Annotated in this window: 18 protein-coding genes and 1 pseudogene; all 19 read right to left on the reverse strand. The window is 58.2% G+C overall.

Features of this window, described 5'->3' with window-relative positions; all coding sequences use genetic code 11:
* Nucleotides 1-42: 42 nt before the first annotated feature.
* Nucleotides 43-1080 carry an ornithine cyclodeaminase gene (locus ACP8KU_RS05970; RefSeq protein WP_484483441.1) on the reverse strand — a complete coding sequence of 346 codons (1038 nt, stop codon included), beginning with the start codon at nucleotides 1078-1080 and terminating at the stop codon, nucleotides 43-45.
* 13 nt (nucleotides 1081-1093) lie between these two features.
* Entirely contained in the window at nucleotides 1094-2611 is a 1518-nt protein-coding gene (locus ACP8KU_RS05975) for an amino acid permease (RefSeq protein WP_023017897.1), read from the reverse strand.
* A 216-nt stretch (nucleotides 2612-2827) separates the two neighbouring features.
* A complete protein-coding gene (gene argH, locus ACP8KU_RS05980; RefSeq protein WP_484483442.1) occupies nucleotides 2828-4258 on the reverse strand; it encodes an argininosuccinate lyase in 1431 nt (476 codons plus the stop codon).
* Between the two features lie 6 nt (nucleotides 4259-4264).
* Complete coding sequence (locus tag ACP8KU_RS05985) at nucleotides 4265-5485, reverse strand: argininosuccinate synthase (RefSeq protein ID WP_023017895.1); 1221 nt, start codon at nucleotides 5483-5485, stop codon at nucleotides 4265-4267.
* A 78-nt stretch (nucleotides 5486-5563) separates the two neighbouring features.
* Entirely contained in the window at nucleotides 5564-6046 is a 483-nt protein-coding gene (locus ACP8KU_RS05990; RefSeq protein WP_005282729.1) for an arginine repressor, read from the reverse strand.
* Nucleotides 6047-6048: 2 nt separating this feature from the next.
* Nucleotides 6049-6969: an ornithine carbamoyltransferase gene (argF, locus tag ACP8KU_RS05995; protein ID WP_005280336.1), complete on the reverse strand. Its 921-nt coding sequence runs from the start codon at nucleotides 6967-6969 to the stop codon at nucleotides 6049-6051.
* Nucleotides 6966-8144 (reverse strand): acetylornithine transaminase, encoded by a 1179-nt coding sequence (locus ACP8KU_RS06000; RefSeq protein WP_278723755.1) that lies wholly within the window; start codon nucleotides 8142-8144, stop codon nucleotides 6966-6968. Before ACP8KU_RS06000 ends, argF begins: the two co-directional genes overlap by 4 nt.
* On the reverse strand, nucleotides 8141-9076 hold the full coding sequence (argB, locus tag ACP8KU_RS06005) for an acetylglutamate kinase (protein ID WP_005282711.1): 936 nt from the start codon (nucleotides 9074-9076) through the stop codon (nucleotides 8141-8143). The genes ACP8KU_RS06000 and argB overlap by 4 nt, the downstream gene beginning before the upstream one ends.
* Before the next feature lie 8 nt (nucleotides 9077-9084).
* On the reverse strand, nucleotides 9085-10254 hold the full coding sequence (argJ, locus tag ACP8KU_RS06010; protein WP_484483443.1) for a bifunctional glutamate N-acetyltransferase/amino-acid acetyltransferase ArgJ: 1170 nt from the start codon (nucleotides 10252-10254) through the stop codon (nucleotides 9085-9087).
* Between the two features lie 28 nt (nucleotides 10255-10282).
* Entirely contained in the window at nucleotides 10283-11326 is a 1044-nt protein-coding gene (gene argC / locus ACP8KU_RS06015; RefSeq protein ID WP_284624856.1) for an N-acetyl-gamma-glutamyl-phosphate reductase, read from the reverse strand.
* A 202-nt stretch (nucleotides 11327-11528) separates the two neighbouring features.
* On the reverse strand, nucleotides 11529-14045 hold the full coding sequence (pheT, locus tag ACP8KU_RS06020; protein WP_484483444.1) for a phenylalanine--tRNA ligase subunit beta: 2517 nt from the start codon (nucleotides 14043-14045) through the stop codon (nucleotides 11529-11531).
* A 23-nt stretch (nucleotides 14046-14068) separates the two neighbouring features.
* The gene (pheS, locus tag ACP8KU_RS06025; RefSeq protein ID WP_023031140.1) at nucleotides 14069-15115 is read right to left on the reverse strand and encodes a phenylalanine--tRNA ligase subunit alpha; all 1047 of its coding nucleotides are present in this window, start codon (nucleotides 15113-15115) and stop codon (nucleotides 14069-14071) included.
* A gap of 120 nt (nucleotides 15116-15235) precedes the next feature.
* Complete coding sequence (locus ACP8KU_RS06030; protein WP_484483445.1) at nucleotides 15236-16042, reverse strand: TrmH family RNA methyltransferase; 807 nt, start codon at nucleotides 16040-16042, stop codon at nucleotides 15236-15238.
* A gap of 95 nt (nucleotides 16043-16137) precedes the next feature.
* Entirely contained in the window at nucleotides 16138-16548 is a 411-nt protein-coding gene (locus ACP8KU_RS06035; RefSeq protein ID WP_484483446.1) for a TM2 domain-containing protein, read from the reverse strand.
* Nucleotides 16549-16712: 164 nt separating this feature from the next.
* Nucleotides 16713-17096 (reverse strand): 50S ribosomal protein L20, encoded by a 384-nt coding sequence (rplT, locus tag ACP8KU_RS06040; RefSeq protein ID WP_005280327.1) that lies wholly within the window; start codon nucleotides 17094-17096, stop codon nucleotides 16713-16715.
* Between the two features lie 56 nt (nucleotides 17097-17152).
* On the reverse strand, nucleotides 17153-17347 hold the full coding sequence (gene rpmI, locus ACP8KU_RS06045; RefSeq protein WP_005280326.1) for a 50S ribosomal protein L35: 195 nt from the start codon (nucleotides 17345-17347) through the stop codon (nucleotides 17153-17155).
* 36 nt (nucleotides 17348-17383) lie between these two features.
* Nucleotides 17384-17905, reverse strand: coding sequence for a translation initiation factor IF-3 (gene infC, locus ACP8KU_RS06050; RefSeq protein WP_081443661.1), 522 nt, complete (start codon nucleotides 17903-17905; stop codon nucleotides 17384-17386).
* Nucleotides 17906-18175: 270 nt separating this feature from the next.
* Entirely contained in the window at nucleotides 18176-19030 is an 855-nt protein-coding gene (locus ACP8KU_RS06055) for a serine hydrolase (protein WP_484483447.1), read from the reverse strand.
* 65 nt (nucleotides 19031-19095) lie between these two features.
* Nucleotides 19096-21935, reverse strand: a pseudogene (uvrA, locus tag ACP8KU_RS06060) (excinuclease ABC subunit UvrA).
* Nucleotides 21936-21978: the final 43 nt, after the last annotated feature.

Below are 21978 nucleotides of genomic sequence, written 5' to 3' on the forward strand. Positions count from 1 at the left end.
GAGGCAGAGGGAGAAGTTGGATCCCTCTGCCCCACCCGTGCCTTAAAGCAGGGACGGAACGTTAGCAACCAAGGAGAACAGATCCTTAGGATCGTCCGGGTTGGCAATGATGTCAATCTCGGACTCCAAGTCGGTGCCCTTGACGGAATCGCGCAGGTAACGCAGCGCGGAGAAGTCATTGATGGCGAATCCGACATCATCGAAAAGCGTGATCTGCTCATCATCGTCGCGGCCGGTGGCCTGACCGGTGAGCACCTGGTAGAACTCCACGACCGGGAAGTCTTCCGGCTTCTGCTGGATTTCGCCCTCGATGCGGGTCTGCTCAGGGAATTCCACGAAGACCTTGGACTTGTCCAGGATGGAGCTCTCGAGCTCGGTCTTGCCTGGGCAGTCACCGCCGACTGCGTTGAGGTGTACGCCTGGGGCAACGTGGCGATCAGCAAGAATCTGGTTCTGAGCCTTGTCGGCGGTGCAGGTGGTAATGATCTCTGCGCCCAGTACTGCCTCGTCGACGCTAGAGCAGGCGGTGATATTAAAGCCAAGTGGCTCCAAGTTACGCTTGAACTTTTCCACTGCTTCAGGGTCGATATCGTAGATGGTGATGTCTTCGATGCCCATGACGCCACGGAAGCCCAGTGCCTGGAACTCGGACTGCGAGCCAGCACCAATCATCGCCATGCGCTTGGAATCCTTGCGCGCAAGGTGCTTGCCCACCATGGCGGAGGTGGCGGCGGTGCGCAGCGCGGTAAGGAGGGTCATCTCTGCTTCGAAGGTCGGGTAACCATTGTCGACGTCAGCGATAACACCAAATGCGGTAACGGTCTGGTAACCGCGAGCAGGGTTGGACGGGTGACCATTAACGTACTTGAAGGAGTACTCCTTACCGTTAGAGGTAGGCATCAGCTCGATGACGCCGAACGGGGTGTGGGAGGCAACGCGCGGAATCTTGTCAAAGCGCTCCCATTCGCGGTAGTCAGCCTCGAGGTAATCCACCATTCCAGTAATGATGTTCTCTACGCCTTCGCGCTGAATCCAGCGCGCCATATTTTCGACGTCTACAAACTTAACAGCGTGGTTCATAAGAATTCCTTTCTTAGTTCTTGGAGTGAAGGTCTGTTTGTGGTGCGGCAGGGAAGCTCGAGGTTGGCAGGTGCTTTGCCTTCCTCTCCTCCGCAATAGTGCGGATACGCTCGCGCCATGCAAACCACATTGCCACAAAGACCGGAATGAGCAGCACGGTCGATGCAAGCGCATAGGTTCCGATCGGATAATCAAAGGCCATCAGGATAATTACCAGGCCAATGAAGATCAGTACCGCCCAGTCTCCGCCTTGACCAAATGGTGAGCGGTACCCAGGACGAGTATAACGCCCACTCTTGGATAGTTGGATAAACCTCAGGTGAGATAGAGCAACCGCAGCCCACGAGGCTAGAGTGCCCAACGCAGCCAGGTTGAGGACGATTTCGAATGCCATCTCAGGCACGACATAGTTGAGGAAGACACCTGCCAAGCCCACCAGGGCTGCCATCACGATGCCGCCATAGGGCACGCCCGACTTGGACATACGGGCACCGAACTTCGGGCCCGAGCCAGAGGTAGACATGTTGTACATAATGCGGCCGGTGGAATACAGGCCAGCATTAAGCGAGGAAATAGCGGCTGTAATAACCACCAGCTGGAAGATTGGAGCGGCCACGCCAACGCCAAGGGACTCAAAGAAGGTCACAAAGGGCGACACTTCTGCCACGTAGTTGGTGTACGGCAGCACTAGGGTCAACAGCAGAACAGAGCCAAAGTAGAAGACCAAAATACGCAGGAGGACGTTGTTTACCGCGCGCGGGATGTGCTTTTCTACGTCCTTGGTTTCACCGGAGGTGGTACCCACCAGCTCGATACCTGCATAAGCAAAGACAACACCCTGGATGACAATCACGGCAGGTAGCAAGCCATTAGGCAACCAGCCACCGGTACTAGAAATCAGGCTGAAGCCAGTCGGGTCTCCACTCGGATGACCAAAGATTAGAACACCGATGGCCACGAGCATAAAGATAATCAGAGCGACGATCTTAATCAGTGAGAACCAGTATTCCAGCTCACCGAAGATCTTCACCGAAAGCATGTTGAATACCAAGATGCTGCAGATGACGACGAGGGCAAGCGTCCACTGCGGTACCGAGTCAAGCCATGTTGTGTACTGGCTAAACCACTTGATGTAGATGGCCACCGCAGTACCATCCGCGACCAGAGTCATGGCCCAGTTTCCCCAGTACAGCCAGCCGGTAACAAACGCAGCCTTCTCGCCGTAGAACTCTCGAGCATAGGAGACGAAAGAGCCGGAGCTTGGGCGGTAGACGATGAGCTCGCCAAGGGATCGCAGGATTATGTAGCCGAAGAAACCACAGATGAGGTAAAGCACCGCTAGGAAGGGGCCGGCGGTTTGCAGGCGGCTACCAGTACCCAAAAGAAGACCGGTACCAATCGCGGAACCGATGGCAATCATCTGTAGCTGGCGATTGCCCATCCCCTTTTGAAGGCCATGATCTTCCGATGCGAAAACCGCCTTCTCATTCTCGTGCGGCCCAGTACTAGACGGCGGAGAATTTTCAGTCATTTAGAGATCGTCCTTTCATTGGCAGGAATGCGTGTACTAGGTCTCATTCCTCGAAAAGACATTAACACAACACTATGTAACCCATGTCACCACTACCCCCAATTTGTTCAACAACACGGTTAGTACCTTGGGAATGAGTCGATCTCCTACCCCCGTTGGAAATATAAAAGAACCGCATGGCCATAGACCATGCGGTAAGAAGGGGGATTTCGCCAGTTAGCGCAACGGCTTCTGCGCCCACTCGCGCGCCGCGGCGGCATTTTCGCGGACGGTTTCGCGCTGTTCAGCAACGCGGACGCCGGCGGTTCCGCCTTTTGTTTTGCGGGAAGCAACGGCACCGTCGACGGTCAGAACCTTGCGCACCTCTGGGGTCAGTCGCTTGTCGACGCCCTTGAGTTCCTCATCAGTGAGGTCCACCAGGTCCACTCCCCGCTCTTCGGCGATGCGTACGCACGCGCCGGAAGCTTCGTGTGCTTCGCGGAAGGGCACGCCTTGGCGCACCATCCACTCGGCTAGGTCGGTGGCCAGGGTGAATCCGCGTGGCGCCAACTCGCGCATCCTGTCCTCATTGAAGGACAAAGTGGACACGAGCCCGGTCATCGACGGCAGCAGCAAGTTGAGCTGTGCTACCGAATCCACGATCGGTTCTTTGTCCTCTTGTAGGTCGCGGTTATAGGCCAGCGGCTGTGCCTTCAGCGTGGATAGCAAGCCAGTGAGGTTGCCAATCAGGCGCCCAGTCTTGCCGCGGGTAAGTTCCGGGATATCCGGGTTCTTCTTTTGCGGCATGATGGATGAGCCCGTGGACCATGCGTCGTCCAAGGTGACGTAGCCGTATTCCGGGGTGCACCAGTAGATGATCTCTTCTGCCAGCCTGGACATGTCAACGGCAATCTGTGCCAAGACAAAGGCCGTCTCCGAAGCGAAATCGCGAGACGCGGTGCCATCCAAGGAGTTCTCCGCAGCGGAATCGAATCCGAGTTCCGCGGCGATGGCCTCTGGATCAAGCTGCAGGGAGGAACCTGCGAGTGCACCCGAGCCATACGGGGATACGGCTAGCCGCTTATCCAAGTCCTGCAGGCGCTGAATATCGCGCAGCAGTGGTTGGGCGTGGCCCAGCAACTCGTGCGCAAGCAGGATGGGCTGCGCGGCCTGGGAGTGAGTTTTACCCGGCATGATGGCCTTGGGGTGCGCTGCGGCTTGATCCGCTAGGGCATCGACAAGCTCGGAGACCTGCAGGGCCGTATCGCGGATGGCATCGCGCACCCACATGCGAAAGAGCGTGGCGACCTGATCGTTGCGGGAACGTCCCGCGCGCAGGCGGCCGCCTACTTCGGGCCCGACGATGTCGATGAGGCCACGCTCCATGGCGCCGTGCACATCTTCATCGGTGGGTGCTGGGACAAATTCGCCTGAAGCAACCTTCTCCCCGAGCTCGGTGAGCCCGGTCAGCATGGTGTCGAGGTCGGCATCGGAAAGCAGCCCTGCCTTGTGCTGCACCTTGGCGTGCGCCTTCGAGGCGAGCACGTCGTACGGGGCAAGCACCCAGTCAAAGTGAGTGGAAACCGAGAGGGCGAACATCGCCTCGGAAGGGCCGCCGGAGAAGCGGCCGCCCCAGAGCGCGCCTTCGTTAGTCTTGTGTGGTTCCATCGGTGCCTATTTCTCTGCGCTGGTGGGGAAACCACCCTCGCGGTCACGCTGGTTGGAAATCTGGGTGGACAAGCCGTGCAACTGGACAAAGCCCTTTGCCGCGGTCTGGTCGAAGGTATCGCCGGTGTCGTAGGTAGCCAGATCGAAGGAGTACAGCGACTGGCCGGAGCGGCGGCCGGTCACGGTCGCGGTACCTGCGTGCAGGCTCAGGCGGATATCGCCGGTGACGTTCTCCTGGGATTCCTCGATGAAAGCATCCAGGGAGCGCTTGAGCGGCGAGTGCCACAGGCCGTCGTAGACCTCCTCGGACCACCGCGCATCCGTCAGGCGCTTGTAGCGTGCCAGCTCGCGCTCCACGGTGACATCCTCCAGCGCCTCGTGAGCCTGGATGAGCACCATGGCACCCGGTGCTTCGTAGACCTCGCGGGACTTAATGCCCACCAACCGGTCCTCCACCATGTCCAAGCGGCCGATGCCCTGGGCACCAGCACGGCGGTTGACCTCTTCGATGACCTGCAGCGGGGTCAACTTCTTGCCATCGACGGCAACCGGAACACCCTTCTCAAAGGAAATGATGATCTCATCCGGAGCATTGCCCAGGCCCGGGTCTTCCGTATATGCGTAGAGATCCTTTGTCGGTGGGTTCCACAGATCCTCCAGGAAGCCGGTTTCTACCGCACGGCCCCACAGGTTCTGGTCGATGGAAAATGGCGAGGCCGCCGATTGCTCAATGGGCAGGTTAATCTCTTCGGCAAAATCGATGGCCTTATCGCGGGTCCATGCATAATCACGCGCTGGGGCGACGATCTCTAGCGATGGATCCTGGGCGCGGAAGGACACCTCAAAACGCACCTGGTCATTGCCCTTACCGGTGCAACCGTGAGAAACGTGCGTTCCGCCGTGCTCCTGCGCGGCCTTTACGAGATGCTTGGTAATAAGCGGACGGGAAATGGCAGATACCAGCGGGTACTGCTTCATGTACATGCCATTCGCCTTAATGGTGGGCACGCAGTATTGCTCCGCAAACTCATCTTTGGCGTCGATAACGATGGATTCCACCGCACCGCAATCGAGCGCACGCTGGCGTACGGACTCCATATCCTCGCCGCCCTGACCCAAGTCGAGGGAAACGGCAACGACATCGCCGCCGGTCATCTTTGCCAGGTATGGAATGGCTACCGAGGTATCGAGGCCACCGGAATAGGCCAAGACTACGCGTGCAGACATGCTAAGACTCCTTAATTAATTGAAAACAATTCGGTTAGTTAAATAATATACGAGCGGGTGTGAGAATGCCACAATTTATTAAATCCTCTGCGAGGTCAGCGTCTCCGCCAATTCTGCGCCGGTAACTCCCTCGCGCGCCAGCACAAAGATGGTGTCATCACCAGCGATGCACCCCACCACGTCGTGGAGACCCACTCGGTCGATAAAGCTGGCGAGGTATTGCGCCGCGCCCGCTGGTGTGCGCAGCATCGCAATATTCATCGAGGAATCGTGGGAGACCACCAATTCATCCAACATGCGCCGCAGCTTCTCGCGCGGACCGCCCACCTGGTCTTCGAATTGCTCCAGCTCGCCGGCGACCATATAGTACGAGCGCCCGCCATCTCGCTTGACCTTTTTTGCTCCCAGCTCATCAAGATCTCGCGAGAGCGTGGCCTGCGTAATGTCGATGCCTTCTGCCAACAAGAGCTCCGATAATTGGACCTGGCTCGTGACGCGGTTGCGGTCCAGGATTTCCAAAATCTTTGCCTGCCGGGCAGTACGAGTGCTCGGGGTACTCATGGCTAGCTATTCTCCTTATTGATATCGAGCAACCACACCAGCAATGCCTTTTGGGCATGCAGGCGGTTTTCCGCTTCATCAAATACCCGGGACTGCGGTCCATCGATAACCTCTGCGGTCACCTCGTTTCCACGATAGGCCGGCAGGCAGTGCAAGAAAATCGCGTCCTTCTTTGCCTTTGCCATCACGTCTTTAGAGACCTGATACGGCAAGAACGGGGTGCGCCTGTCCTGCCCATCGTTTTCCTGTCCCATAGATACCCAGGTATCCGTTATTACCACATCAGCGCCGGACACTTCTTCCACATCATCGGTCACCGTCACATTGCCGCGCTGCCGTGCGCGCTCGACAAATTCGGGACGCGGTTGGAACCCTTCCGGTGACACGATGGAAATATCCATGCCTGCGGTAGCAAAGCCAATCATATAAGAATTGGCCATATTATTATTGCCGTCCCCAAGATAGACCGCCTTGCGGCCTGTAAGGTCACCTAGGTTTTCCCGGCAGGTCAGGAGATCGGCCAGGATTTGGCAAGGATGCAGGTCATCAGAAAGCGCATTGACCAGCGGAGCCGTCGAAGTCTCCGCCATCTGCTCCAGGTTGTCGTGGGCATAAGTGCGCCAGACAATGGCCTCCACGTAGCGGGACAAGACCGCACCCGTATCCTGATAGGACTCGCCCTTACTCATATGAGTGCCAGAAGAATCAACGGTAATGGCGCTGCCGCCCATGTGCGCAATTCCGGTTTCAAAGGAAAAGCGGGTGCGTGTAGATGTCTTATCAAAAAGGACGGCTACCGTCTTTGGCCCCTCCAACGGGCGCCGCGCGAACGGGTCGGCCTTGAGCTGGACCGCCAAATCGAGGACTTCCTTTTGTTCCTCTGGGCTCAGGTCATCATCGGCTAAAAAATGGCGCAAGTTCATACTAATTCCTCCACAACGGTGCGTAATTTTTCCAGGGCAGCATCGATTTCCTGCTGCGATATGATCAGCGGCGGGGTAAGGCGCAGGACGTTCTCGCTCGGGGCGTTGAGAATAATTCCCTGCGCGAATCCGCGCTTGACGGCCTCGCGAGCAACCGGTGCATTTAATACAACTCCGAGCATGAGACCGCGCCCGCGCACCTCGCTGACCCCGGGAATCTCCTTGACTTGCTGCGCCAAGTACTCGCCTTTGGCGGAGACCTCATTCAAGAACTCCTGATCCAGGGCATCGAGTACAACATTGGCCGCCGCACACGCCACGGGGTTTCCGCCAAAGGTGGTCCCGTGGGAACCTGGCTGGAATAAGTCCTTGGCGCGCCCACGGGTGATGGTGGCGCCGATGGGCAGTCCGGCACCCAACCCCTTGGCCATGGTGATGACATCGGGGGAAATTCCCTCAAACTCGTGGGCAAAGAACTGCCCCGTGCGCCCAGCCCCGGCTTGGACCTCATCGACGATGAGCAAAATGCCGTGCTCATCGCATAACTCAGAAACGGCCCGCATAAAACCGGCAGGAGCAGGAATGACTCCGGTCTCGCCCTGAATGGGCTCGAAGATGATGGCGGCGGTATCCGCGGCGTCTTGCTCCACTAATTGGCGCAGGTAGTCGATATCACCGTAGGGGTAAAATTCCACGCCACTAGGCAGTGGGCGGAATGCCTTTTGCTTATCGGGCTGCCCGGTCAAGGCCAAAGAACCCATCGTGCGCCCGTGAAAACCATGGTGCGCAGCGAGGATGCGCCGCCTACCGGTCAGCCGCGCGAGCTTAAATGCTGCTTCGTTTGCTTCTGAGCCGGAGTTGCAAAAAAATACTCGCGCATCGTTATCGCCTACCCGCTCAATGAGCTTTGCTCCGGCATCTAGTACGGGTTGGGTGGCAAAAAGATTGGAGGTATGCACCAGGGTGCGGGTTTGCTCGGCAACGGCATCTGCTACCTCCGCATTGCCATAGCCCAAGGAAATAACGGCGATCCCTGCTAGCAGGTCAATGTAGGTTTTACCGTCTTCATCGATTAGGGTAGCCCCCTCCCCGGATACTAGACCGAGTGGCGGCTGACCATAAGTATTGGCCAGTGTTTCTGACCACCGTCCGGTTAATGTTTTTTGCGCGCTCATGCGATATCGTCCTTCCTGAACACGGTGCCTTCGGGATAATCGTGCTTTTCGTAGTCATCGGGCAGGACCATCGTTCCAATGCCGCCCGGGGTTAAAAGCTCAAGGAGTACGGAATGGCCTATTCGACCATCAATGACGTGCGCAGCGGATACCCCGCCCTGCACAGCATTGAGGCAGGATTCCATTTTGGGAATCATGCCGGAGCTCAGGCCGGGAAGCAGCCCAGTAAGCTCATCGCTTTCGATTTTGGAGACTAAGGAATCTTTATTCGGCCAGTCGGTATAAAGGCCTTCCACGTTGGTCAAGATGACCAGGCGCTCTGCTCCCAACGCGCTCGCTAGCGCACCCGCGGCGCTATCGGCGTTGATGTTATACACCTCGCCATCGGCTCCTGGCGCGATAGTTGAGACCACCGGGATGCGGCCGGCTTCGATGATGTCATTGACCGCTGCCGGGTTGACCTCCACGATATCGCCCACCATCCCGATATCGGTTGCCTCTCCTTCTACCTCCACAAACCGCTTGGTAGCGCGGAAAAGCCCAGCGTCTTCGCCACTTGTGCCCACGGCGTAGGGCCCGTGCGAGTTAATGAGGTTCACCAGACCGCGGCCGACTTGGCCAAAAAGGACCATGCGCACCACGTCCATGATTTCGGGCGAGGTGACGCGGAAACCGCCCTTAAACTCGCCTTCGATACCGAGCTTATCCAGCATGGAATTGATCTGCGGGCCGCCGCCGTGGACGACAACGGGCTTTGCTCCAATGGTGCGCAGAAACACCATATCCGCCGCAAAGGCTTCCTTGAGTTCCTCATCCACCATGGCGTTGCCGCCATACTTGACGACGACGATTTTATCGCGGAAGTGCTGCAGCCACGGCAAGGCTTCAGCCAGCACCGTAGCGCGTTCTTGATTATTCAATCCGGGAAACATTTCTCCTCCTAGGAGCTATACGCCGAGTTAATCTCAACGTAGGAGTAGGACAAGTCGGTGGTGCGGACGAACGCTGTACCCTCACCGCCGGTGCCGAGATCCACGCGGACATCAATATCCGCCCCGCTCAAGTCCACATCGCGGGCCCCGGGCGCGCCCGTCGAGTATTCGCATACCGGCTGGTCATTGAAATAGACGGAAATATTGTCTGGGTCCATGTCTGCATCCGCCATGCCGACGGCGGCCAGTACCCTGCCCCAGTTGGGATCGGAGCCAAACATGGCGCACTTGAATAAATTGTCCCGGCCCAGGGTGCGAGCGGCATTGAGCGCTTGCTCATCAGATCCCGTGCCTTCGACGGTGATCTTTACGCGCTTTGTCACTCCCTCAGCATCGGCTTGGAGCTGATCCGCAATATCCGCGCAGACCTCTAGGATTGCCTGGTCCAACTCCTCTTCGCTGGGCTGGACGCCGGAGGCCCCGGAAGCCATGACAATCACGGTGTCATTGGTAGAGGTCGAACCGTCCACGTCCAACGTATTAAACGTCTGTGCGCAGGCCTTCTCCAGCGAGCTTTGCAGGATAGCTGCGTCAGCGACGGCATCGGTAGTAATGCAGACCAACATCGTGGCTAGCGACGGCGCCATCATGCCAACGCCCTTGCCCATAGCGCCCACGGACCAACCATCGCCAGCACAAGCGGATTCCTTAGGAACGGTATCCGTGGTCATAATCGCAGTGGCGGCGTCATTGCCGTGCTGTGGGGTCGTGCCCACGTGATCGACGACGTCCGCGATGCCCGCAAGTGCATTGTCTATAGGCAGCGGCTCGCCGATGAGCCCGGTAGAACAGATGGCAATATCTTTCACGGCGATTTCCGTGCCATGGGATACGGCATCGACCATCGCGCGTGCATCGACATCGCCTTGCGCGCCATTGCACGCATTGGCATTGCCGGAGTTGATGACTACGGCACGCAGCTGGCCATCCGCTACCGCCTCGCGGGAGACCTTAACGGGGGACGCCACCACGCGATTGCGCGTGAACACTGCCGCGGCATCCGAGCGCGGGCCTTCATTGATAATCAATGCCAAGTCCGACTTGCCAGAGGGCTTGATTCCGGCCGTTACCGCGCCGGCGCTGAATCCGGCGGGCCAGGTTATTCCAGGTGCAGTCATAAAATTCTCCTCTATATAGTGCGCAGCCCTACGGGGCGACTGCGGCTTGGAGCAATCCCAATGTTTCTGTCCATCCCAGCGCGAGGTTCATGCATTGCACGGCGGCACCGGCAGTGCCCTTGCATAAATTGTCTAGCGCCGCGGTGATGATGAGGCGGTGGGAATTTTCATCGACATGGGCTTGAATATGCACCATGTTCGTACCCACCACGTTCTGGGTTTCCGGTTGCTGGCCTTCTGGCAGGACGACGCAGAAAGGCTCATCTGCATAAAATTCTTCGAATGCGGTGCGCACCTGCTGCTTGCCGATGCCTCCTTTCAGCTCCGCCGTAATCGTCGCCAGAATTCCTCGGGGCATGGGTGCGAGCACCGGGGTGAAACTCACGGATACCTCGTCGTGGGAAAATGGTTGCAGGTTCTGCACGATTTCCGGGGTATGCCGGTGGGTGCCACCTGGTTTATATGCCTTGACATTTCCCATGGTCTCCGCGCCCAATTGCGCGACGGATGCCTTCTTTCCCGCTCCAGAGACGCCGGTAATAGCGATCACAGACAGGGCGGGCTCCACGAGATCGCGGGCAATGGCAGGCAACGCCCCCAAGGTAATGGCCGTGGGGAAACAACCAGGCACGGCGACCCGGTTTGTACCTTTAAGGTTCGACCTATTGTCTGGGAGTTCCGGGATACCGTACGGCCACTGCCCCGCATAGTTCCCGCCGTAGTAGGCTGCCCAATCGCTCTCCTCGCGGAGCCGAAAGTCGGCGGCGCAATCGATGATGGTGATCTCATCGCCCAAGTGCTCCGCAAGTCGCGCTGAGTGCCCGTGCGGCAAACCCAAGAAGACGACGTCATGTCCCGCAAGTTCCTCGGGCGTGGTGTCAGCAATGACGCGATCCGCCAGCTGCGGCAGATGCGGCATAATTTCTGCGACGCGCTGGCCCACTTGGGAATTTCCCGTCAAGGCACCAATGCGCAGGTCACCGGAGTGATAGGCAGGGTGGGATAGCAGCAGGCGCAGTATCTCTCCGCCGGCGTACCCTGTGGCCCCTGCCACTGCTACTGAAATCGTCATACGAGAAACTATAGCAAGAAATACGCTCCACTGTATGTTATTCAGTGAATTGGATTACTTTTCGCAGCTCATAGGGCATGAAAATAACTAAAAATCTGCATGAAAAAGCAGAACGGCGAAGACCCAAGACCCGAGTGGCTTATGTGCCACCAAAGTCTGGTTCTTCGCCATTTAATACAAAAGGCTAGGCTTCTGGCCCGTCCTATGCTCGCATTTCTGCACCGAAGCGCTGCTTGGCCAATTCGGCTGCCGTCGTGCGGTGCTCGTTGACCTCTTCATCGGTCAAGGTACGGTCCGCAGCGCGGAATTGCAGCTGGAAGGCCAAGGACTTCTTGCCCTCACCCAATTGCTCACCGCGGAAGATATCAAACAGGTCGACCGACTCGATGAGGTCTCCTGCGCCCTCTTCCACCGTTGCGCGCACCTTTTCCGCTGGAATATCTTCATCCACCACCAGCGCGATGTCCTGGTGCAAGGCTGGGAATGCCGACAATACCGGCGCTGGGAAGCGCTCGGTCAGCGGCAGCGCGGTGATATCAAGCTCCATCGCACACGTGCGCGGTGGCAGGTTGAGGGCTTCGAGCACCTGCGGATGCAATTCACCGGCATAGCCCACGATGTCATCTGTTCCTGCCACCTTGATGGCGGCGCACCGGCCTGGGTGCCATGGCAGGTGGTCCGCGGCTTCAACCTCGATATCCAGGCCAGCGGCGCGGGCCACCAGCCGTGCGGATTCAATCGCGTCCGCGTAGGTGTAATCGCGGCCTTCGCCCCACGGGCCCTCGTGCTCCATCTTGCCGGTTGCAACGGTTGCCACGTGCAAGGGCTGTTCAGGAAGCGTGCGCAGGAGTTCTTCTACCACTTCATCACCAGGACGCTGTGCAACAGACGGCATGGGCGAAGATTCTGCGCGCTTGAAGGCCACCTGCTGCAAGCCATAGAGCGCCAGATCTTTGCGGCCGCGAGCAACATTGCGGCCCAAGGCCTCAAGCGTTGCGGGAAGCAAGGTCGTGGCCAAGATGGCTTTGTCAGATTCCAAGGAATTCTGCACGGCGACGGTATTGCGGCGGGCATCGTCAGCCGCAAGGCCCCACACATCAAAGGTGTCGTTTGCGATAAACGGCGTGGGCAAAACCTCTGCATAGCCGGCATAAGCCAAACCGTGGCCGATGGCGCGGCGGCGTTTTTGCGCTGGGGTCAAACCGCGACCGCCTGCCGGGGTGGGCAGAACGGTGGGGATATCTTCCAGGCCTTCCAGGCGCAGGACCTCCTCGATGAGGTCAACATCCATGGAAATATCGGTCCGCCACGTCGCGGGCGTGACCTGCAGAACCGAATCCGAACCTTCCTCGACCGTGCAGCCCACCTCTTTAAGGCGAGAGATAACGGTCTCGCGGGAGTATTCGACGCCGGCGTATTCACTCGGCTTTTCCGCACGCAAGCGAATGGCTTGGGGCTCGGCTACCTCTCCGACGAGGGTACGTCCCTTTTCCACCGTTCCGCCCGCAATCGAGTGCAATAGCGCGCACGCAATATTAAGGGCCACCTCAACGATGGCTGGATCGACGCCGCGCTCAAATCGGCGGGATGCCTCAGAGGAAAGCTTGTGGCGGCGAGAGGTACGGGCGACGGTAATGGGATCCCAGATTGCGGACTCGAAGTAGACATCGGTGGTCTGGTCAGAAATCTCTGAGTGCGTGCCGCCCATAACGCCGGCTAGGGATTGGATGCCGTTGTCATCACAGATGACCACATCTTCACCAGAGAGTTCGCGAGTGACGTGATCGAGGGTTTCGAACTTCTCGCCTTCTTGTGCATTGCGCACCGTAAGGTCGCCCGCGACTTCATTGGCATCAAAGGCATGCATCGGGGCGCCCAAGAGCAACATGACGTAGTTGGTCACATCTGTTGCCACATTGACGCTGCGCTGACCGCACAGCATGAGTTCGCGCTCCATCCAAAATGGGGTGCGCGCCTGCGGATCGATGCCGCTTACCTTGCGCACGCCAAATCGCTGCGCCTTGGTCTCCTCGCGCAGATCGATGTTGATAAGCGAGCCTTCTGCCTCTGGAACCGCAGAGGTATCGATCCCGGCCACCGCTGGATCATCGGCGACGTCCTTAAACTCCAAGTCAAAGGAAGAGGCGATTTCGCGGCTTAAGCCACGCGCAGATAGCGCGTATCCGCGGTCCGGGGTGATGTTGACGTCAAAGTCGGTATCGGACAGTCCGATGACTGGACGGGCATCTTCGCCTACCATATCCGCGACTTCCTCACCCAGCACGATGATGCCGTTTGCCTGCGCGCCAAGGCCCAGCTCAGCAGCGGAGCACATCATGCCATTGGAGATGTGATCGTAGGTTTCGCGCGCCGCGATTTTGAACCCACCGGGCAGCTCTGCGCCGGGCAGGGAAACTACGACGTAATCGTGCAAGCGGAAGTTACGCGCACCGCAGATAATGCCCTGCAATTCACCGGTGCCATTTGCCTGGCCAACGTTGACCTGGCAGTACCGGATGGGCTTTTTGAACTGCGTGAGCTCTTCGATTTCTACGACCTGGCCGATAACCAACGGGCCAGTGGTCTCAGGGATCGGCTCATATCCTTCGGTTTCAAACCCCACGCGGACGAAACCGGAGTCCATATCGGCAGCGGACACGCTCCAATTCGGATTGGAGGCACGAAGGATACGGGTAACCCAGTCTTGGGAAATAAGCATGATGTATCTATCCTTTCTGGGTTTTAAGCCTGTACGCCAAAGGGCAGGGTGAAGCGGACATCGCCTTCAACCATGTCGCGCATATCGGTCAGTCCATTGCGGAATTGCAGGGTGCGCTCAAGGCCCATGCCGAACGCGAAGCCCGTGTATTCTTCCGGGTCAACGCCTACCGCGCGCAGCACGTTGGGGTTGACCATTCCGCAACCGCCCCATTCAATCCAGCCGGCGCCGCCCTTTTTATTGGGGAACCAGACATCTACCTCGGCGGAAGGCTCCGTGAACGGGAAGTAATTCACGCGCATGCGCGTCGTGGTTTCGGGGCCGAAAAGCACCTTGGCTAGGTGCTCGAGCGTTCCGCGCAGGTGAGCCATGGTTAGGCCCTTATCCACGGCAAGGCCCTCCACCTGGTGGAAGACTGGGGTGTGGGTGGCGTCCAGCTCGTCCGTACGGAAAACGCGCCCTGGGCAGGCGATGTACAGCGGCACATCGCGCTCGAGCATCGTGCGCACCTGCACAGGCGAGGTGTGCGTGCGCAGAACCTGCTTGGAGCCTTCCTTGCCCACGTGGAACGTATCCTGCAGGGTGCGCGCTGGGTGATCCGGCTTGAAGTTCAGGGCATCGAAATTAAAGTACTCGGCCTCAATCTCTGGGCCATCGGCGATTTCCCACCCCATGCCAACGAAAATATCGGCAATGCGCTCCGATAAGGAGGTAATGGGGTGCAGCGCACCCGTTTGCGCCCGGGTCGTAGGAATGGTGACGTCGACGGTTTCGGCCTTGAGCTGGGCCTCGCGGGCCTGCTGCTCCAATTCCTCCTTGACCTGCGCAAAACGCTTTTCCATCTTGCCGCGGGCCATGTTGACGGCCTTACCGGCGGCTTTGCGTTGATCCTTAGGTATTTGGCCGAGGGATTGGCGGGCTTGCGGGATATACCCGTTATCGCCTAAGTGCTCGCGGCGGGCAGCGGTGAGATCCTCTAGCGTCTCTGCTGCTTCGAAGGCTGCGATAGCCTTATCGGCCGCGGCCCCCAGGGCCTGTTCGGTCAATTCGATCTGCGGTGTATCGGACACGTACTTCGTACCTTCTTCTCGCGCGAAAACTAACGCGTGCAATCTTACTCTGCCACTAGGACACGGACAGCCCCAGGGACCCCCTTTTCATTCGCTACCGCGGAGCAACGCGATTGCGGCCTAGTTCTGGTCCTGCGCCTTCGCGGATTCGTACAAGCAGATGCTGGCCGCGGTGGCAAGGTTGAGTGACTCCGCGCGCCCCCGCAGCGGGATGCGTACCCGCATATCGGCCTCTTCAAGCAGCTCGCCCAGCCCGTGGGCCTCATTGCCGAAGAGCCAGGCGGTGGGTTGGGAGAGGTCGGCATCGGCAAGCTCTACTTCCCCATCCGCGGCTGTGGCGACGATTTGCATGCCAGACTTGCGCAGCTGCCCCAATACGTCCTTGATATTTGGATCGCGCGCGACGGGGACGTGGAATAAGGAGCCGGCCGAAGCGCGAGCAACCTTGCTACCTAGGGGATCCACGGTCTCACCCGCGAAGATCACTCCATCGGCGCCCATCGCATCCGAAGTCCGAATCAACGTCCCCGCGTTTCCGGGCTCAGAGGTAAGAACCGGTACCGAAATCAACTTCGGCTTCCCGTTGAGGATCTTTCCCGCAGACCACAAGACGGAGGAACTGCACAGAGCGAAAATTCCCGTCGTCGTCGCGGTATCGGCCAGGTGCTTGGCGGCCTTGTCCGTAATGGGGTGGACGTAGACATCCATATACCCACAGGCCGTAACGATGTCCGCAAAGCGCTCGGCAGCCTTCTCCGTCACGAATACGTCCGTCGCCGCACCCGTGGATACTGCGGCGTCGACGGCATTTTCGCCCTCGATGATGAACTGCTTAGCCTTCTTACGGCTAGCAGCCCGGTGCAATTTCGCCGCGTTGACGATGCGCGGAGTGCGTTCAGTAAAGGCGGAGTCAAAGTCTAAATTCATAGGCCCTACCCTACCTTGGGCGCTGAACTGCTCGTTTCACGCCTTAGGCATGACAAAGCCCTGCCTGAAATCCGGCAGGGCCATGGCTCAAAGTATTACTTCTTTAACGGAACTCCGCGTGCGTCCTTGTCGTAATCGCCCACGCCAAGGAGAATCATGAAGAACTCAATGAACACCCAGATTCCTAAAACGGTCCAGAAAAGGAAGCCCAACAGGAACCAGAAGGTAAACCAGCCAAGGATATTGAGCGACAACTGCACGACGCCATAAGTAGTGCGGCCAGTGTAGAAGTTATGCGCGCCGACACTGCCCAAGAAGAAGCACAGAAGCAACGCAGCTACCCAGGACTTTTGGTTACCTGCCGCCGCATATTGTTGCTGAGGATAGCCCTGCTGCGGGTAGCCACCAGAGTGGAAGTCCTGGGAGTAATACGGCCGATCCTGGCCAGAAAATTGACTCGAACCAGGGTTGCCTTCTGGTTGCTCACGGTTATATGGGCTCGTCATGTCGCGGCGTTCTCCTTGCACATGCTGGGTTTTATCGACACATTAATTTAGCACATACAGCGAACAGGTTATCTGCAGGCTTGAGGCAGTGAGATAGCACAGAACCCACCCCTCACCGTGTCGAGCGGTGTAGAGTGGGCAATCAGCTATGTAGCTGGAGAGGCTTACGCAGCCTTCGGTGCGTTGACGTCCTCAGGCAGGGCGGCCTTAGCGGTCTCGCACAGTGCGGAGAAAGCCTCGAAGTCGTTGACGGCAAGCTCGGCGAGGATCTTGCGGTCTACCTCGACCTCAGCCAAGCGCAGGCCGTGGATGAGGCGGTTGTAGGTGATGTCGTTCATGCGGGCAGCAGCGTTGATGCGCTGGATCCACAGCTTGCGGAACTCGGACTTACGCGCGCGACGGTCGCGGTAAGCGTAAGTCATAGAGTGCAGCCACTGCTCCTTAGCCTTACGGTACAGGCGGGAACGCTGACCACGATAGCCCTTGGCGGACTTCAGGATCGCGCGACGCTTCTTCTTTGCGTTAACTGAGCGCTTTACTCGTGCCACAGTAATACTTCCTTAAATTCTGGTTGAGATGGTGGATGTGGGTTGATTGGGCGCTATTAAGCGCGACCGAGCAGGCGCTTGACGCGCTTGGTGTCTGCCTGGGAGACGGACTCGGTGCCCTTGAGGCGACGGGTACGCTTGGAAGGCTTGCCCTCCAGCAAGTGGCGGCGGTTTGCCTGCTCGCGGCGCAGCTTGCCGGAACCGGTCACCTTGATGCGCTTTGCGGTGCCCTTGTGGGTCTTCTGCTTCATGAGTATTAAGTCCTTAAATCCTACGTGGAATATGGTTTACTTTTTGCCCTTACGAACCGGACCCAAAACCATGGTCATATTGCGACCATCCTGCTTGGGGCGGGACTCAACTACGCCAACCTCGGCGACGTCATCGGCCAACCGCTCCAAAAGCCGGAAACCCAGCTCCGGTCGCGATTGCTCACGGCCGCGGAACATGATGGTCACCTTGACCTTGGATCCCTTTTCCAGGAAGCGAACTACGTTACTCTTCTTGGTCTCATAATCGTGATCGTCGATCTTCGGACGGAACTTCTGTTCCTTCACCACGGTCTGCTGCTGGTTCTTACGAGATTCGCGAGCCTTCTGGGCTTGCTCATACTTGAACTTGCCGTAGTCCATGATTTTGGCAACTGGGGGCTTAGCCTTAGGAGCTACCTCGACCAAATCCAGGTCAGCTTCATAGGCAAGCTTGCGGGCATCATCGGTACGGACGATACCCACCTGTTCACCACCGGGGCCGACAAGACGGACCTCGGGTACTCGGATACGCTCATTAATGCGAGCTTCAGCGCTGATTGTGGTTCTCCTCGATTAGGGGTTTTGGGTAATGAGTTCACCTACCGTGGACCACAAACGAATCTAACCCGGTCTGTCATAGACAGCCGGGAGATCTCACAGAGCCAGACACTGATGCCTGGTTACCTTTACCGTTATCCAACGAACCTGAAGTTCGCGGCATCGGGTGGGAGAATCTCCGCTTGTGACCCAGGTTCCTGCAAAAGGTACCTTGGGCGGTAGTGGATATGACAGTAGCAGCCGCTACCACTTAAGGCAAACCGCGGCGAACTAGCCATCCTTGCAGGTGGAATCGGGCTCTAATTTTTCATCCGCGATGGCTTTGTCGATAGCCTTGAGGACGTCATCGGCAAGGTCATCGATCGCGGCGGAGCCATTCTCGTAGTCCTCGCCCTCGACGATGACGCTTAGGGCTACCCCTACCCTTTTGCCGTCCTTTTCATGCACGCCGAATTGCCGGAAGGTGTAGTCATCGCTATTTTCATCGAGTCCCCAGCCGCTTTTTGCCCGGGTGCTTGTGTGTTTGGAGAGGCCAACGTTTTGCCATTCCACGATGTCATTTAATACTTCATGGACGTATTCGGCTTCCTTAATGCAGGGCAATTGCGCACCGAAATTTGCCTGCTCCTGCAATGGCCAGGTGGCGTACCCGAAAGAACCTTCCTCGATGGAGGCCTTCGAACCGTGCTCGCGCAAGAGCTTTTCCACCGCCTCTGAGGCCTCGCCTTCCTCCCACTGCACCTGCGACCACAATGCGTAGGCGGCGTCATTGTCGGATTCCTTTATGGCCAAATCCACCAAGGATGGATCGGCGCCGTCTTGCAGCGCCGTAATGGCGATGGGCACTTTGATGGTGGACCATGCTGGGCTCTCACCTTTGTCTCCCGCGGAGATTTTTTCTTCGCCGGCGGAGATGGCCACGCCAACCTTGGCATCGTAGTCCTTGGACACTGCGTCAACTGCGCGGTCTAGATCTTTGGCGATTGCGGCATCGGCATTATCGCTAGCGCTTGCCGATGCCCCTTCCCCCGCCGTATCCGGCGCCTGCTCAGGCGACGAGCACGCCGACACGGCAGCAAGCGATACCGTGGCCAGTATCGCTCCTAATCTCTGCCGCAGGTTCATTCCTTACAGACTAGTCCATGTTTTAAAAAGAGGACAATTTTTCGCAGAAACTATCGCCCTTATTTTTAAGGCAGCATTTCCTTGAGGTAGCCGCCGGTATAGGAGCCTTCCACCTGTGCGACTTTTTCCGGTGTGCCCTGCGCGACCACGGTGCCGCCGCCGGCACCGCCTTCGGGCCCCATATCCACAATCCAGTCCGCTGCCTTGATGACATCGAGGTTGTGCTCAATGATGAGCACGGAATTGCCCTTATCTACCAAGCCTTGGATAACCAGCATCAACCGGCGAATATCTTCAAAGTGCAGACCAGTCGTCGGCTCATCCAAGATATAGATGGTGCGGCCATTGGTGCGCTTTTGCAGCTCCGAGGCAAGCTTCACGCGCTGGGCCTCGCCGCCGGACAACGTGGTGGCGGCTTGGCCGAGGCGGACGTAGCCTAGGCCAACATCGACAAGCGTGGCCAAGTAGCGGTGGATGGAGGTAATGGGCTCGAAGAAGTCCGCGGCCTCAGAAATCGGCATGTCCAGCACTTCCGCGATGTTTTTGCCCTTGTAGTGGACCTCCAAGGTCTCGCGGTTATAGCGCGCGCCCTCGCAGACCTCACACGGGACATAGACATCCGGCAGGAAGTTCATCTCGATCTTGATGGTGCCATCGCCCTGGCAGGCCTCGCAGCGCCCGCCTTTGACGTTGAAGGAAAACGGCCGGCCTTGTAGCCGCGCACCTTTGCTTCTTGGGTCTCTGCAAAAAGGTTGCGAATCTTATCAAAGACGCCGGTATAGGTAGCCGGGTTGGACCGCGGGGTGCGGCCAATCGGGCTCTGATCCACCTGCACCAATTTATCCAGGTGCTCAATGCCCTCCACGCGCTTGGCGCGCCCAGGAACCTGCCGGGCGCGGTTCAAGTTATTGGCCAAAGTCTTGGCCAGGATTTCATTGACCACGGTGGACTTTCCGGAGCCGGATACACCGGTAATGCACACCAGCACGCCGAGCGGAATCTCAACGTTGATTCCCTTGAGGTTATTTTCCCGGGCACCAACCACCTTCAGGGTGCGGTCCTTATCGATCTCGCGGCGGTGATCCGGAACGGCCAGGACCTTGGAACCGGATAGGTACTGCCCCGTTAAGGACTCCTTTACCTGCTCCACGCCGGCGGGCTCGCCTTGGTAGACCACTTCACCGCCGTATTCGCCGGCGCGCGGGCCGACATCCACGAGCCAATCGGACGAGCGAATGGTGTCCTCATCGTGTTCGACCACGATGAGCGTATTGCCGATATCGCGCAGGCGCTGCAAGGTCGAAATCAGGCGGTGATTATCGCGCTGGTGCAAACCGATGGACGGCTCATCCAAGACGTACAGCACCCCGGCGAGCCCAGATCCAATCTGCGTGGCCAGGCGAATGCGCTGGGCCTCGCCGCCAGACAGGGTCGAGGCGCCGCGATCCAGGGTGAGGTAGTTAAGGCCCACATCCAATAAGAAGCGCAGGCGGGCTTGGGTCTCCTTCAACACCGCCCCAGCGATGATTTCCTCGCGGTGTCCTAAGACCAGCGAATCCAAAAACTCCGAGGCATCCTCGATGGACAGGGCGCTCAGCCCCGCGATGGACTGTTCGCCATGGGTGGTCGACGCCAGGCGCACGGCGAGGATTTCCGGCTTCAGGCGCGTTCCCTTACAGGTGCTACACGGCACCCGGCGGGTGTATTGCAGCAGCCGATCCTTTTGGGACTGCGAATCCGTCGTATCCAATTTGCGGTGCAGGAATCCGACGGCACCCTCAAAGGGCGCGGTCCAATTGCGCTGGCGGCCATAGCGGTTCTTATAGCGCACCCGCACCTCGGTTTCGGTGCCGTAAATCAACGCATCGCGCTGCTCCTTGGTCAGCTCGCTGACGGGGGTCTGCGGGTCAAAGCCCAGGGCCTTGCCCAAACCTTCCACGAGTTTGACGAAGTACCGGGAGTTCGGGCTGGAATGCCACGGCTGCACGGCATCAACGGCCGGGGCATCCGGATCCGGGATGAGCAGATCTACGTCCACTTCGAGCTTCGTGCCCAAGCCATCGCAGACCGGGCAGGAACCAAAGGGCGCGTTAAAGGAAAACGCGCGCGGTTCGTATTCCTCGATGGTAAGGGTATGGCCATTGGGGCAGGCCGCCTTCTCGGAATAGGTATGCGTGAGTTCTTCTTTATCAACGAACTCGATGGTGACGAGGCCATCGGCAAGCCGCAAAGCCGTTTCCACGGAATCGGTCAGGCGCTGCTTCTGCGACGCCTTGACCTGCAACCGGTCCACCACCACCTCGATGGTGTGTTTAACCTGTTTCTTCAGCTTCGGCGGATCGCTTAATTGGTGGGTTTCACCATCCACGCGTACGCGGGAGTAGCCCTGCGCCGAAAGGTCCTGGAAGAGGTCAACAAACTCACCCTTGCGCTTCCGCGCCACCGGGGCAAGCACCTGGAACTTCAGCTTTTCTTCCTGCTCCAGGACGGCATCAACAATCTGCTGCGGTGTCTGGCGCTCGATGACGGCATCGCACTTGGGGCAGTGCGGGGTGCCGGCACGCGAGAAGAGCAAGCGGAGGTAATCGTAAATCTCCGTAATCGTGCCCACGGTCGAGCGCGGGTTGTGGTTGGTGGATTTCTGATCGATGGACACCGCCGGCGAAAGGCCGCCGATGTATTCCACGTTGGGTTTATCCATTTGGCCCAAAAACATCCGGGCATAGGAGCTCAACGATTCCACGTAGCGGCGTTGGCCCTCCGCGAAGATGGTATCGAAGGCCAGCGAGGACTTACCAGAGCCCGAAAGCCCAGTAAAAACCACCATTTTATCGCGCGGAATATCGATATCCACGCCCTTGAGATTGTGTTCCCGTGCGCCTCGCACAATCAATCGTTCTGCCACTGCGCTCCAGCCTCCACATCATAGATTTTAATCTCCCCTTGAA

The organism is Corynebacterium sp. LaCa_282 (assembly GCF_057198125.1).